This is a genomic window from uncultured Aquimarina sp. (genome assembly GCF_947492405.1).
Classification (GTDB): Bacteria; Bacteroidota; Bacteroidia; order Flavobacteriales; family Flavobacteriaceae; genus Aquimarina.
Window position 1 is genome coordinate 498144 of record NZ_CANLMP010000004.1, and the last position, 15971, is coordinate 514114.

General features: G+C 32.4%; 7 protein-coding genes. 1 reads left to right on the forward strand and 6 read right to left on the reverse strand.

Translation table 11 applies throughout. The features are described 5' to 3' along the window. Window positions 1-25 precede the first annotated feature (25 nt). From Q0829_RS16800 to Q0829_RS16820, 5 genes are all read right to left on the reverse strand, one after another. The gene (locus Q0829_RS16800; protein ID WP_298545305.1) at window positions 26-3352 is read right to left on the reverse strand and encodes a VCBS repeat-containing protein; all 3327 of its coding nucleotides are present in this window, start codon (window positions 3350-3352) and stop codon (window positions 26-28) included. Next, window positions 3345-6665 (reverse strand): VCBS repeat-containing protein, encoded by a 3321-nt coding sequence (locus Q0829_RS16805; protein ID WP_298545308.1) that lies wholly within the window; start codon window positions 6663-6665, stop codon window positions 3345-3347. The genes Q0829_RS16800 and Q0829_RS16805 overlap by 8 nt, the downstream gene beginning before the upstream one ends. Before the next feature lie 87 nt (window positions 6666-6752). Then, window positions 6753-8234, reverse strand: a complete 1482-nt coding sequence (locus Q0829_RS16810; RefSeq protein ID WP_298545310.1) for a RagB/SusD family nutrient uptake outer membrane protein — start codon at window positions 8232-8234, stop codon at window positions 6753-6755. Window positions 8235-8256: 22 nt separating this feature from the next. Beyond that, a complete protein-coding gene (locus Q0829_RS16815) occupies window positions 8257-11220 on the reverse strand; it encodes a TonB-dependent receptor (protein ID WP_298545313.1) in 2964 nt (987 codons plus the stop codon). Window positions 11221-11515: 295 nt separating this feature from the next. Beyond that, window positions 11516-13186, reverse strand: coding sequence for an alpha-glucosidase (locus tag Q0829_RS16820; RefSeq protein ID WP_298545316.1), 1671 nt, complete (start codon window positions 13184-13186; stop codon window positions 11516-11518). Window positions 13187-13894: 708 nt separating this feature from the next. On the opposite strand from Q0829_RS16820, the gene Q0829_RS16825 reads away from it, so the two are divergent. Beyond that, window positions 13895-14926, forward strand: coding sequence for a LacI family DNA-binding transcriptional regulator (locus tag Q0829_RS16825; RefSeq protein WP_298545319.1), 1032 nt, complete (start codon window positions 13895-13897; stop codon window positions 14924-14926). Between the two features lie 24 nt (window positions 14927-14950). Here the strand turns inward: Q0829_RS16825 and Q0829_RS16830 are convergent, their stop codons facing one another. Further along, the gene (locus Q0829_RS16830) at window positions 14951-15964 is read right to left on the reverse strand and encodes a LacI family DNA-binding transcriptional regulator (RefSeq protein WP_298545321.1); all 1014 of its coding nucleotides are present in this window, start codon (window positions 15962-15964) and stop codon (window positions 14951-14953) included. Window positions 15965-15971: the final 7 nt, after the last annotated feature.

Consider the following 15971-nt stretch of genomic DNA (forward strand, 5'->3'; position numbering starts at 1 on the left):
TCTTATAAAATCTAAACTTAGGCTATTATTTATTATCTACCTTAAATATTTTTGGCGCATTATTATTAACACCAATAAGTAAGTACTTCTCTCCAGATTTATTTTTCATCCAGCGCATAACTCGTACCTCATCTTCAACCAAAAATCCTGAGGCTTTTTGATCTTTATAATTTCCTTGTCCATCTCCTAGCAAAACATTTCCACGACTAGCATCCAACCTAGAAAACTGAGGTTTAAAATTGTAATTGTTACCTCCTAAAATCAAATCTAAATGACCATCATTATTTATATCTCCTGTTTCGATATCACAGATACACGATAATTGTGCTTCTTTAGGAAGTTCTTTGATCTCAAAAGTATTATTTCCATTATTATATGCTACAAAACTTGCAAAGTTATTTACTGTTTTAACGGTTGTATTATCTAAGATTTCTTTAGAAAACAACTCATCGATGGACTTGGTAGCATATTCAGAAAATTTAAGATTTTGTTTCTTTAGAACATTAATTTGTGCCGTTATTTCACTCTTTAAATGTATGGGTACGTCTTTACCATTGATGGTCTGCGTAACAATTTGTTCTATAGTTCCGTTGTTATCAAAATCATTGATATACATCTTAGATGGAGTTTCTTTAGTAGATTGGTAGATAGAATTTAACCCTCTATTACCCAAAACTAAATCCGTATCTCCATCCTGATCTAAATCTGTTGCTTCTACTGCATTAAACCAACCTGAAACTTCATCTAGATTCGTTTTTATCAGATTTAATGTTTTACCGTCATTAATAAAAACTTTTGGAGACATCCATTCTCCTACAACGATTAAATCCTTTTTACGATCTCCATCAATGTCTTGCCAAGTAGCATCGGTGATCATTCCAATGTTTTTAGCTTCAGCTACTTTGTTACTAGTTACATCTATGAAATTACCTCGCCCATCGTTTTCCAGAAAATAACTTTGTGGAGAAACTCCATAGGTTCCTACAACGCTATGACTTCCTGCGAATATATCAATGTCTCCATCCTGATCATAATCGTATGCTGCTAATGTGGAGATATTGGTAATCGTAGGCAGAATAATTGCGCCTCTGGAAAAGTATCCTCTGCCATCATTAACATAGCTTCTAACACCAGTTCTAGCTCCTTTAAAATTACCACCTGATCCTACTACAAGATCTAGATCATTATCTCCATCTATATCTTCGAAAATAGCTACAGTATCTTCGAAAAAGGTTTCTGTTTCGAATTTGGACAATGTTAGTTTACCTCTTCCGTTCTGATAATATAACTTACCAGGTTGATTATATGCACCTCCGATAAAAACATCGTCATTGCCGTCTCCATTAACGTCTGCAATTGCCATCGCCGGACCTTCTCTGGATTGCATTTTATATATCAATCCTTCATAATCGAAATCTATATATGGATCTTCTTTATGAGCATCTAGAGTATTTTCTATTTCTTCAAAGTAGGTGTTATTTTTTCCTGAGACGTATTTATAATTCTCATCGGTATCTTTATAACTTAAGGTTATTTGTTTATTTACTGTAATATCCTTGATTAATTGAGATTTTCCATCTGGAAAAATAACTCGCAAAGAATCGATTTTATTCCTTTTACCAAGACCAATAGTCATTATATAGTCTATCGATGATTGAAAACCTCTTGTGGGGATTAATTCGTGTCTTAAGATCTCGTTGTCTGTATATACTTCAACAACACTACCAATTCCAAAAGTATTTTTACCACTTCCATTAATCTTGATTTTTAGATAGTTATTACTTTTTTGCTCGCTATTATTCTTATAAATAGCGACTGGCATGTTTAAATTGTTAACTATAAGATCTAAATCACCGTCATTATCCAGATCTCCATAAGCAGATCCATTAGAAAAAGTTGGTTCTTCGAAACCCCAAGTTTTTGTAGCATCAGAAAAACTTAGATCTCCATTATTCTTGAAAGCATAATTAGAAACTGGCGTGGAAGGCATTTTATTAATAATAGAATCTACTTCTTCTTTTTTACCAGTTAAAGTCATTTTCTGTATGATATCATTGGCAAAAAAGTTCATGAAATCCATATTGGTTAGATCATGATAGATTCCATTACTTACATAAATATCACGATAACCATCATTATCCATATCAAATAATAAAGCTCCCCAACTCCAATCTGTTTTTGCTACTCCACTATAAAAAGCGATTTCCGAAAATGTATTGTCTCCATTATTTAGCTGCAGTGAGTTTTGCATATATTGATTATAAAAATCTCTGCTTTTCTTTAGTTTATACAAATCATAATTTTCGAAAGAACTTGTCTCTTTTAATCGTTTATCACCTTCAGGTAGCATATCAGTTACAAAAATCTCTGGATGTCCGTCGTTATTTATATCTGCCATATCCGCTCCCATCGAAGAGAGGCTAAGATGTTTGACCCAATCCTTAATTTCTTCACTAAATGTCCCATCACCTTTATTGATATAGAGGTAATCTCTTTCGTAAAAATCATTCGACACATAAATATCTGGAAGTAGATCTTTATTAACGTCTCCTATCGTTACTCCTAATCCAAAACCAATTAGGCTTCCTAATATTCCTGAAGTATTACTTACATCTGTAAACACTCCATCATCATTTCTTAGTAGTTTATCTCCTCCTCCTTTTAGAATTTCTGGAACATCCCAATCTTTTGCTCTAAGGTTACGTTTGTTTACATACCCTAAACTACTTACTGGGATAAAACTATTGTTAAGTATATATACATCCAGATCTCCATCTTTATCATAATCAAAAAATGCAGCATGGGTAGTAAATCCACTATCAGCCAAATTATATTCTGCTGCTCTTTCTGTAAATGTTATAGCCCCAGAACTTGCCGAAGGACCATTGTTTATAAAAAGTTCATTTTTTTGATCATCTCCTTTTACATTACCTGCATTACAAACATAAATATCCAATAATCCATCTGCATTGATATCCACCATGACTACTCCTGTAGACCAAGAATTCTTTCCTGTAGTACCTGAAGATTTAGAAATATCTTCAAAAGTGAAATCTCCTTTATTGAGATATAGTTTATTTTCTTTTCGATTAGCGGTTAAATATACATCAGGCAAACCGTCATTATTAATATCACCAATAGCTACGCCACCTCCATTATAGAAATTTCTGTAGGTAAAGATATTGAGGTCTTTTTCATTATTAACCTGATTAACAAAATCAATATTTGTCTTTTCAGGAGTGAGTTTGGTAAACAAAGTATTCCTTTGTTCTACTGGTTTCTGTTCTATTTTTTCTTCTGAACAAGAAAAAAATAGTAGCACTATAAGACCGCTATATAGGAACTTATTCATGTTTCTTCTTTATTTTTTTTACAACTTGGACACTGTCGTTATTAATACCAAATAGAAAATATTCCTCTTCTTTAATCTTGATTGTTTTAATGGATCTAACGGCTCCATTAACCTTCAAATCTGTGTTTTTATAGCTTACAAAGCTTCCTTTTTTATCATTTAAAAGCACAACTCCATAAGATGCATCTAATCTACTTAATTGTGTGCTGATCTCATAGGTATTACCACCGAGAATTATATCAGGATATTGATCATCATTTATATCATGAATCAATATGTCATGAACAGAAGACACTTGTGAATCCCAAGGCAAATCGTGCTGTATGAAATCTAGATTGCCTTTGTTTTCAAAATATATCGTCTTAAGTGTAAATACTTGTTTTTTTTCTGCCTGATCAACTTTTTCTTTTAAAAAATAATCTTTGAAATTGGCCTCGGAAAATGCTTTATATGATAAAAACTTCTTATTAAGTTGTGGTATCTGTTTAGTTAATTCATCTTTGGTGGCAATTGGTGTTTCTCTCCCTTGATAAAAGTAGGTCACAATTGGATCTATCTTACCATTAGCATCAAAATCATTAAGATATAATTGTATTGGTTCATTTTCTGAAGCTTTTAAGCGACTATTAAGTCCCCAATTACCCGCAATAATATCTACATCTCCATCTTGATCCATATCATGAACTGCAATACAATTCCACCAACCGTTTGTTTTTTCTAAAGAAGATATTACCTCTTTTTTAAAGCTTCCTTTTCCATTATTGATTAGAATTGTTATTGGCATATAGTGTCCTGCTACTACTAAATCTTGATAGTTGTCATTATTGACATCGATAAACTTTGCGTCAAACACTTGTCCGATAGTATATAAATCCGGAGCTATTTCCGAAGTGATTTCTTTAAAACTTCCTTTTCCATTATTCTGAAAAAGATAATTTTTTGGAGACTTCCCATAAGATCCGGCTATACTATTACTTCCTATAAAAACATCTTGATCACCATCTTGATCAAAATCAGATGTAACAATTACCGAAGCATTTATTCTGATATCTGGAAAAGCGCTTGGGTTTACTTTAAATTCACCATTTTCGTTAATAAAAAGTTTTGGGCTCGTCTCATATCCAGAATGTTTTTCATTACCTCCATAAATTGTAATTAGATCTAAATCACCATCTGCATCTACATCAAAAAAACATTGATCTACATCTTCATATTTCTTATATAGCTCCAAATCGGGTTGTTCAATTTCATTGAATTTTCCGGATATTTCTTGTAAAAACAATTTTCCTGCTTTAAATCTTCCTCCTGGAACAAAAACATCTTCTAAGCCATCTTTATTTATATCTTCTATGGATATATGAGGACCTTCATTAGATATTGCATAAGGTGCTAAAGGCTCTGTACTAAAATCCTTAGTTTCATAATCCTGATGTCTAAACTTTATGCGTATAGAATCATTTTTAAAAGTATATGGAGGTTCGCTAAGATTAGAGATACCAGCGTAAACATCAACTTTACTTAAGGTAGTTGTCGTATTTATTGAAATGTTTTTATACACAGATCTATCTCCATCAGACCATCTAATTCCTATAGAATCTACACCTGAACTATCTCCTAATCCAAAATGCAATATCGGTGAAACGGATGATAAGTAACCTCTTGTTGTATACACCTCTGAGACTTGCAAACCTTTATCTGTATAAATTGTTGCTTTAGCTCCTATAGCGTGTAGATTTTGTGCTATTCCTTTTAATTTTAGCTTTATATAATTATTGTTTTCTAAAGTATCTACATGATTCTCGTACACAAAAGCATTCTCATTAATGTTATTAGTGACAATATCTAAATCCCCATCATTATCTAAATCAGTGTACACTGTCCCATTACTATACGATGTTATATTCTCTGACCACACATCAGAAACATCTTCAAAAGTCAAATCTCCATTATTACGATAGAAGTAATTTACAGTTTTCTTATCAGGCAATTCTTTAACCAATGCTAAGTCTTCTTTTGTCATTCCTTTATTGACACGTTTCTGAATATTATCATTAGCAATAAAACTTATAAAATCCATATCATTGGTTGCTCCTTTTATTCCGTTAGAAATAAAAATGTCTTTATAACCATCATTATCATAATCTCCTATTAAGGGCGCCCAGCTCCATTCTGTGGCAGCAATCCCAGAAAAAAAAGCAATTTCACTAAAGTTATTATTACCTCTGTTTAACTGTAACGCATTTTGCATATACTGTGGTTGATATCCATTTTTAAGATATTGATTATATATTGTGAATCCATATTCGGCCCCCGATGATTTATAAGTTGTTAAATCTTCTGGTAACATATCTAGTGATAGAATATCAGACCATCCATCGTTATTAATATCAGCAATATCAGTACCCATGGAGAAGTGAGATGTATGCTGTATTGTATTTAAATTTGAAGTAATAACTTCTTTAAAAGTACCATCGCTTTGATTAACATATAAATAGTCGTTTTCAAAAAAATCATTCCCAACATAAATATCCGGATATCCATCATTATTAATATCACTTGTAGCAATCCCCAAACCATATCCTATAGCTCCTTGAAAAATGCCTGCCTCTTTAGAGACATCTACATACCTATTATCATCATTTCGATATAATCGATCACCCGATAATGAATCTATTTGTTTTCTTTTAGTGCCTCTTCCATAAGTTCGATTAGGATGCACCGAATGGTTTAAGAGATACATATCTAAATCACCATCAAGGTCATAATCAAAAAAACTAACTTGTGTAGAAAAACTAGAAATATCAAGATTATATAAAGATGCTTCTTCTTTAAAAATCGGAATCCCATTATCATCTAATCCCTGATTTACGAACAACTTATTCTTTCCTTTTAGCTCCTTATAATTTCCTACTTTGCATAGATATATATCTTGTAACCCATCGTGATTAATATCGATTACAGTAACACCGGTAGACCATCCTTCTTTATCTTTCAGAATACTTGGAGTAGCTTCTTTAAAGCTAAAATTCTTTTGATTGATATACAGCTCATTCTCATTTTGATTAGAAACAAAATATAAATCCTCCCAACCATCATTATTAAAATCTCCTACCCCAATACCACCTCCATTATAGTAATATAAGTATGTAAGTATATTAAGCTCTGGAGTATCTTTTAACTGATTTTGGAAATTGATCCCTGTTTTTTTATTTGATAAAAGTTCAAAAAAATAAGTCTTCTCATCACTTTTGCAAGATGTAAGTAGAGTAATTAGAAATATGCAAGTGCTAATATTCTTAAGTAGAGTAATCAATTTTGATTTTTTGTGCAATATAATAATTAGTAGAGCCCTTCAATATTGAAGGGCTCTGTTCTATTTTAAAAAATTCTATAAACCTGCTTAATAACCAGTATTTTGAGATAAATTTGGATTTGTTGCTACAGCAGATGCTGGTATCGGAAACAATACTCTAAACTCTTCTGTATTTGTTTTCATATCCCAAGTACCATTAAATGTACCAAAGCGTATTTGATCATTTCGTCTCCATCCCTCAATCCATAATTCTCTTCTTCTCTCATCCAGTAATTCTTCCATAGTATAACTTCCAGCGGCAGTTGCTCCACGTAGTGTTCTCAAATCATCAAGAATACTCTCTGCAGTTTCTCCAGAAGTACCACCTCTCATAATTGCTTCTGCTTTCATAAGAAGTACATCAGCATATCTTGCTACTACTGTACCATTCCCTGGTGATGGCACTCCATCGGTAGTATTTGAATACTTCATTGGCCTTACACCTGTTCTTTCATTATTACCACTAATTCCATTAGGAAAGTCTTTGGTAAAAACTAAATCAGCTCCACTCCTGTCCGTTAGTTTTGTTCCATCGGGAGCAAATTGTTGACCAATAAGCATCCCTCTTCCTACACCTGCAGTACCTGTATCTCCTAAACGAATGTCACTACTTTCAAATGAATCATACACTTCACCCAATGTAGCAAAACCATTCCATCCTCCTTGAGAAGACTGCAATATATTCCATACTCTATTTCCAGTCCAAGTATCTAAAGCTAATATAATTTCTTGATTTGTATGACCCGGTATGAATATCCCGAAATAATCTGAATCCAAGGTATATCCTTGAGCGGTAACTGCATCACTATTTTCAATTACTTTGGTATAATCCGTTGCGTCGGCACTACCTGTATACACTTGTTTATTTATGTATAATTTTGCTAACAGGAAATGAGCAAAAGCTTTATTCACTGTATAAATGTCAGATAAATTAGCATCTGCTAAATCAGGTAATGCTTCGGTAAGATCCTGAACAATAAAATCAAAAGCTTCTGCTCTTGTAAATACAACAGGATCGACATCTACACCATCATTTACTCCTCTAAAAGGAACTTGACCAAAGAAATCCATCACATAGAACATGTTCAATGCACGTAATGCTTTTGCTTGTGCTAATTGTTCTGGTGATGCATTTGATTCTGGTGCTATAATCTGATTACATCTGAAAACAGCTGCATTACGATTATTCCAAGCTGCTAATACATGAACGTGATTAGCATCCCAATTATGTTGATGCATGGTTCTCCAAACACCATTATCACCCCAATCGGCTCCACGGGTTGGCACTACTAATTCATCAGAAGACACTTCTAATAAAGCGTAAGTATTTGCCTGATCTCCCATACCTTCGATGTCATTATATGCTGATTCCAAGAAATTAGCTGGATCAACCCCTGCAAAAGCTCCAGAAGCATCTTCTACAGCTACAGAATCGTCAAAAACAGGTTCTAAATCTGTACAAGAACCTATCGATAAAATTGCAACACTCAAGATGAGTTTTACAACATTTTTTGTTTTTAAATTTTTCATGATCGTTTTTATTCTAAATATATTAAAAAGTCACGTTTAATCCTAACGTAAACGTTCTTGCTCGTGGAAATGCTGTATAATCAATTCCTATTGATGGCACTCCGTTAATCTGCTTATTAATAGACACTTCCGGATCCTGACCGCTGTAACTAGTGATTACAAATAAATTCTGAGCATTTACAAATAGCCTTGCCTTATTAATCCATTTATACTTATCTAGATTTAACGTGTAACCTAACGTTGCTGTTTGTAGTCTCAAAAAATCACCACTTTCCAGGTATCTAGTTGAAACATCTGCAGCATTAAAAGGATCTTCTGTACCAATAAGGGCTGCAGTATCCGTGGTAGCATTTCTACCTTGTGAAAGATTTGCTACAGAAAACAAAGCATTCTCAGTATTGTTATAAATCTTGTGTCCAAATTGCCCTGTAAAGAATAAATTTAAATCAAAGTTCTTATAGGTCATATTACTTGAAAAACCTAAGTTATACTTAGGAAGTGGACTATCCCCTGTAAATTTTTGAACATCTCCTCCTTCATATTGTGCAATTCCATTTTCATCAAATCCGATAAATTCTCTTAGGAAAAATGCATATAAAGGTTGCCCATCGGCTATCTGTTGTGCAAATGCTCCGGTTAAACCTGGACCATCTATTTGACCTGTATTAATAGGAGCTTCATTGAAATCAGTTACTTCATTCTCAAGAAATGCAATATTAAAACTCGTATCCCAGCTAAAATTTTCATTACTTATTACTCTATAATTAAGAGATAATTCTACACCTTGATTGATTATAGTAGCATCAATATTTTTCCAAACAAAAGGATTTACTGCTGGTTGTGCACTAGTAATTTGTGTTAATAAATCTGTGGTCTCTTTTCTAAATACGTCTAAAGATCCAGATAATCTATTTCCAAAAAAACCAAAATCTAAACCGAAGTTAAGTTGAGTAGATTCCTCCCATTTTAAATCAGGATTTCTAAATGCCACTGTAGACTGGCCTCCTGGCACAAAATTACCATCATTATCTATAGTTCCTTCATCAAAACGTACTCTTTCTACATAAAGATTAGAAGGAATCTCCTGGTTACCAGTTATACCATATCCTAGTCGTAATTTTAGATCAGAAAAAGCATCTGGAATAAAGTCTTCTTCAGATAATCTCCAAGCAAATGCAAAGGATGGGAAATACCCATACTTTTCATTAGGACCAAATCGGGTAGATCCATCTGCTCTTAATGTTCCCGTAAACAGATACTTATCGTATAAAGAATAATTTATTCTTCCATAAAAAGATTGTAATTCATCTGTAAAGTTACCAGAATTTCCTCCAAAAACCTGTGCTGATCCAATGTTATTAAGCATTAAACCTGGATCTGTTTCTCTAAAATTCGCAGCAATCAATGCATCTACATCAGTACTAAATTGTTGATAAGAATATCCTAATAATGCATTAAGACTACTATTTTCAAAGTCCTTTTGATAAGTAAAATAGTTTTCCCAAAGCACAGAAGTTAAACTTAGATCATCAACTCTTGCTCTACCAAGTCCTTGTGTATTCGTCAATTCGAATTCAGATGAAAAAGCCGAACCTGTTTTAGAGATTGACCTATCTACTCCTATCGCCGTTTTAAAAGAAAGCTCTGGGATAAAGAAGTACTCTAGCGAAAAGTTGCTAAGAGTTCTTAAGGTTTTTGTATTAATTCTGGAAAACCCTAAAATTGCTGCTGGATTCAATTGTTCTAGAGATCCTGTTGATGATGGGTTTCCATTCTCATCAAAAGGTGATAATGTAGGATTTGAATAGTACACCGCAGAAATTAAATCTCCTCTCGCATTTGCATCATCTGTAATTGGTACTTTATCAATATCAACATTAGAAACGTTTAACTGAACATTCATTTTCAATTTATCATCGAAAAAATTATATTTTGCATTAAATCTAGCCGTCAATCTTTCTAATCCAGATTTTTCTACAACCCCTTCTTGATTAATATATCCTACAGAAAAACGGTACCCTCCATTCTCACCACCACCTCCAAAAGCAGCATGGTATTCTGAACTAAAACCATTTCTATATATAAAATCTTGCCAATCTGTATCTCCTCCTAAATCCAATACCGATAAATCAGCTCCTAATCTTGATTGAGCATCCAGAAATTGGTCTCTATCCAATATATCTAATGTATTACTTACTGAACTAGAAGAAACGGATGTATTAAATTCTAAAAGTTGTACTCCTTGTTTTGCTCTCTTAGTACTTATTAAAACAACTCCATTCGCACCACGTGAACCATATATTGCGGTTGCTGATGCGTCTTTAAGTATATCTATACTTGCTATATCATTTGGATTTAGAAAACTTAAAGGGTTTGTAGCTGCTGAAGCCCCAATATCAGAACCTGAAGCTCCTGCAGAAGTATCTGCTCCGTTCAAAGGAAAACCATCTACCACATAAAGTGGATTGTTATTTGCTCTTACTGAGGATGTTCCTCGTATTCTTAAATTAACACCTGCTCCAGGCTCCCCACTGGTTTGTGTGATCTGAACCCCAGCTGTTTTTCCTTGAATTAATTGTTCTGGAGAGGTAATAATACCTTGATTGAAATCTTCGGATTTTACCGTAGCTACTGCCCCTGTAGCGTCTTTAGATCTAATTGATCCATATCCTACCACTATCACCTCGTCTAGTTTAGCGGCGTCTTCTTTTAAAGTAACGTTAATAACTGTTTGTCCATTAACTACCGTTTCCTGAGTTTCGAATCCGATATAGCTAAAAACTAAAACAGCGTCTTCTGCCACATTATTTAGTGTATAGTTCCCATCGAAATCTGAAACCGCCCCATTCGAGGTTCCCTTTACTAAGACATTTACCCCAGGTATTGGACCATTTGCATCAGAAGTCACCCCTGTAACCGTGATTTGTGCAAACATCATATTCCCCGAAATAAATACCAAAAGAAACAAGAGTTTTTTGAGTATCATACTTTTCATAATTTAGAGTTTGATTAAATTTAAATATTTAGTTGTTAATTATTAATACTTTTACCGTTAAAAAATTAGTTTTTTCTTAAGAAAAACAAGTAACAGGGGCGCCTTTGTCTTACTAGAACAATCGACACGTTAGTAACTACAAATAAATATTTGAAAACAAAAGTTACAATTTTAAGATGCCCCTATGTTACCTCTTCTAAAGGAGTTCCTATCAGAAAAACTCCTTCGCTAACAAACAAAAACTAATTTCACTTTCTACTTGATTCATCTTTGTTATAATTCAATTTTATTTTAAATCTAATATTACCCCTTGATATGGCTTCAAGACAACTTTATTGCTTTCGATGTCTAAGTTTTCATAATTATTTGCAAGAATCTCAACTTCATTTATACTACTAGCATCAAATGACTCTTCAGAGTTATTGAAGTTAAGCATTACCATAATTTTCTCTTTGCCAAGGTTCTTTTTGTATATATACAACTTAGGGTTATTAAATTCTATTTCTTGGAAATCACCATGCACGAATACATCGTGTTCTTTTCTTATTTTCAATAAACTTCTATAAAAATTTAATATAGAATTAGGATCTTCGTCCTGATCCTTTACATTAATATCTTTATAGTTAGGATTAGCTTTTAACCAAGGTTCTTTTTTAGAAAAACCTCCATTTATATCATCACTATTCCACTGCACCGGAGTTCTTGCATTATCACGACCTTCCTTATTAATCATCTCTAAAGCCAATTCCTCTGTGTACTTATGAGTTATTTTATTTTCTTTATAAAAATTTAATGACTGTATATCTCTTACTTCTTCAATATTAAGTAATGATATATTAGTCATTCCTATCTCATCTCCCTGATATATATTTAATGTGCCGTTTTGAGTCGATAGCATAGTCATTAACATCTTAGCAGATTCTTTATGGTATTTTTTATCATCTCCAAACCTAGATACCATACGTGCAAAATCATGATTCCCCAAGGCATTAGCAATCCAGCCTGTTTCGTGTATTGCATCCCTCCATTTTTTAAATATCTGTTTCATTTGGACTAGGTCAAACGGAGAAACTTCTTCAAATTTCCCATTTACTATTGTACATTCCAGAATATCGAAATGATACAACATGTCTAATTCATTTCTATCATTGTTCACATAAAGACCAACATTGTCCTCGTTAATCCCAACTCCTTCTGCCAATGAAAAAGCATCATATTTACTGATCACTTCTTCATTCATTTCTTTAAGATACTGATGTACCGTAGGTCCATTAGCATACACATTTTCAATAATTTTTCTAAAACCCACTTCAGGTGCATCTGGATAACCTTCAGGTTTAGATATCAAAGGAATAACATCCATTCTAAATCCATCAACCCCTTTATCTAACCAAAAACGCATTGCATCATATATCTCTTCTCTTACTTTAGAATTTTCCCAATTTAGATCAGGTTGTTTTTTAGTAAAAAGATGTAAATAATATTCTCCTGAAACTTCATCTAATTCCCAAGCACTTCCACCAAAAAAAGATTTCCAATTATTTGGAGGACCACCATTTATTGAAGGTTTTTTCCAATGAAAATAATTTCTATATGGATTATCCTTTGATTTCTTAGCCTCTTCAAACCATTTATGCTCGTCAGAACAGTGATTAGCTACCAGATCCAAAATCAGTCTCATTCCTCTTTTGTGAGTTTCTTCTAATAACTCATCAAAATCATCCATTGTACCAAATTCTGGCATAATAGAACAATAGTCATTTATATCATATCCGTTATCGTCATTTGGCGAACTAAAAATCGGACTCAACCATATAATATCGATATGTAAACTATTTATGTAATCCAACTTTTGGATAATCCCTCTTAAATCTCCTATACCATCATCATTACTATCATTAAAACTCCTAGGGTATATTTGATAGATTGTTCCTTTTTTAAACCAAGTAAGCTCCACTTAATAAATTTTATTTTTTAAACAATAATAATTCTTACTTATAAAAGGATTCAGATACTATTAAATCAATTTTAATTAGTTTTTTCTCAAAAAACAGTACATACAACTGAATTAATAAAAAAAAAGTTAAAATATATCAATATCGATACATGTTAAGTTCTTTTTTTATCAAAACTACAATATTATTCACATAGAATTTCAAATATCTAAATCTTTACATTAACTATACAATACAGCTTAAATGGTTATTTATGTACTTTAAAAATCTGATAATCAAACAATTAATCAATATCAATAAGATGTATAAAGAAGGTACATATAAAGAATGTAAACGATTAAGTATAGATTTTATATAGACACATCTTTAATTTTTTTCTATACAATCATAAAAAAACAACCAATAAACTTCTTATCAAACCATTTTTCAATTTCTTAAAAAAACACAGGTCATAACATTATTTATCATAAATTAGCGTAGGTGATTCAAATACCGAGATTTGAATATTTTATTTTGGGGAAGGTTTTATATACTTATGTTTAATCAATCTTAATACTGTATTATTTTGTGCTAATTCATATTACTACAAATTACATAACAAATAGCATCCTAGAAAAGTAAATCTTCTACTAAAAAAAATACAAACGTTTGTATTATTGTTTTTTTATCAAAATAAGAGATTTATTGATAATTTTTTAATATTAATTTTAATGGGTTTTAAAAAAAGAAGAGTAAAGCTTGAGGATATCGCAAGAAAACTTAATGTTTCTATTGCAACAGTGTCTCGTGCTTTAGATGAAAACCCAAGAGTAAAACCAAGCACTCGGGAAAAAGTATTTAATACAGCGAAATCGATGGGGTATATGCCTAATCAAATCGCTAAAAGTCTTAGTTCGGGAAAAACTAATATTATCGGGGTTCTGATTCCTCGATACGATGAACCTTTTTTTATTGAAGTGTGCAGAGGGATTGACCAATATGCCAGAAATCATAATTATAAAATACTAATTAGCTCTTCTAGAAACTCATATCAATTCGAAAAAGAAAACCTGATCTCCTTTGAAAGAGGTTTGGTAGATGGCATTATTTTATCACCTACACATGAAACTGAAAATGTAGCTCACCTAAACGACTTGATCAATAAAGGAATGCCAATGGTATTATTTGACAATATTAGAGAACAGGTTTCTGGAGCGGACCATGTCATAATAGATGACAAGAGAGCTTCTTTTAAAGCTGTAGAATTCTTAATAAAAAAAGGAAAGAAAAAAATTGCTTTCATTGGTGGCATAAAGGAAAAGAAGGTATTCCAAGATCGATATAAAGGTTTTATTGCAGCGTTAACTAAATATAACATTCCAATCCACAAAGAACTAATTTTGCATTGCAACTCTCTTCATAGAGAATTTGAAGATAAAGAAATCCTTGATTTTTTTAGGCATTTATCTATTACGCCTGACGCAGTTTTTGCATGTACAGACAATTACGGCTTACTAACTATGAAAACTTTACTTAAAACAGGTAAAAAAATACCTGAAGAAGTTGCTGTAATCGGCTTTGGAGACTTAGGCCTTGGAGAAGTATTTGTTCCAACTTTGACATGCGTATCTCAACCAAGTTTTGAAATGGGTCAAAAAGCTGCAGAACTTCTTATCAATCAACTTAACGAACCTGATGAGATGGATCATAAGAAAACAATAGTTCGACTAGAAACTAGATTAACTGAAAGAGAAAGTACTTAAAAAATCATTTGTAATTGAATATTATCAATTCGTAGAATCTCTAAGTATTAAAGAAGTTTTTACAACCTCTGTATTTGTTTGATAATTAGTATCTGATGTATTAGATAATCTGTCGAGTAACATTTTTGCTGCTTTTGCACCCAAATCTTCTGCGTGCTGGGACACTGTAGTTAGTTTAGGATAAGAGTGTTTTGATAGTAAACCATCTGTAAAACCTATTACCGAAATCTCCTTCGGTATACTATATCCCAATTTATTAGCCATATTTATTGCTATAGCCGCTGCAGTCTCATCCAACCCAAGTACTGCATCTATTTCATTATTCTTAAGAAATGATTCTATTTCATTTTCTTCGGTCTCTACATTATTTATAGGCAATTGAATCAATGATACATTATCGTGTAGTGAAACTTCTTCTAGAGCCCCCTCTAACCTTAATTTCCCCACACTAAGATCAAAAATGGTAGAAATCACTGCTATTTTTTTACATCCAGTTTTTATTAAATGTTGTATGGCCGTTTTTGATGCATCTTTATCATCAACAATTACTTTATCGCAATCTATCTCTCCACTTACCCTATCAAACATGATCAAAGGAACATTATCCCTTTTTAAATCTTTAAAATGATCTAGCTTATTAAGCATTTGTGTCTCTTTACTCAATGCGAGAATAAATCCATCTACACTGCTATAATTAAGCATTTCTACATATTCAACCTCCTTTTCATAAGACTCATTAGTTATGCAGGTAACGATCTTATATCCATTTTTAGAAGCTTCCTGTTCGATACCATATAAAACTTTTGCATAAAAATGATTTAGAATTTCGGGCAATAGAACTCCGATGGTATTTGTCTTATTACTTTTTAAACTTACGGCTAACGCGTTAGGCTTATAATTATAAAAATTGGCTAATTCATGAACTCTATTAATGGTTTTCTGACTAATTTCTGAATCATTCTTTAATGATTTAGAAACTGTAGAAATGGATAGGTTCAATTCTTTTGCAAGCTGTTTTAGGGTAACCTTTTTCCTCATGACCTTA

What these genes read in the sequence shown, in the direction of transcription:
- Q0829_RS16800 (WP_298545305.1), bottom strand. Translation starts at nt 3,352, where the DNA reads ATGAATAAGTTCCTATATAGCGGTCTTATAGTGCTACTATTTTTTTCT.
- Q0829_RS16810 (WP_298545310.1), bottom strand. Translation starts at nt 8,234, where the DNA reads ATGAAAAATTTAAAAACAAAAAATGTTGTAAAACTCATCTTGAGTGTT.
- Q0829_RS16815 (WP_298545313.1), bottom strand. Translation starts at nt 11,220, where the DNA reads ATGATACTCAAAAAACTCTTGTTTCTTTTGGTATTTATTTCGGGGAAT.
- Q0829_RS16825 (WP_298545319.1), top strand. Translation starts at nt 13,895, where the DNA reads ATGGGTTTTAAAAAAAGAAGAGTAAAGCTTGAGGATATCGCAAGAAAA.
- Q0829_RS16830 (WP_298545321.1), bottom strand. Translation starts at nt 15,964, where the DNA reads ATGAGGAAAAAGGTTACCCTAAAACAGCTTGCAAAAGAATTGAACCTA.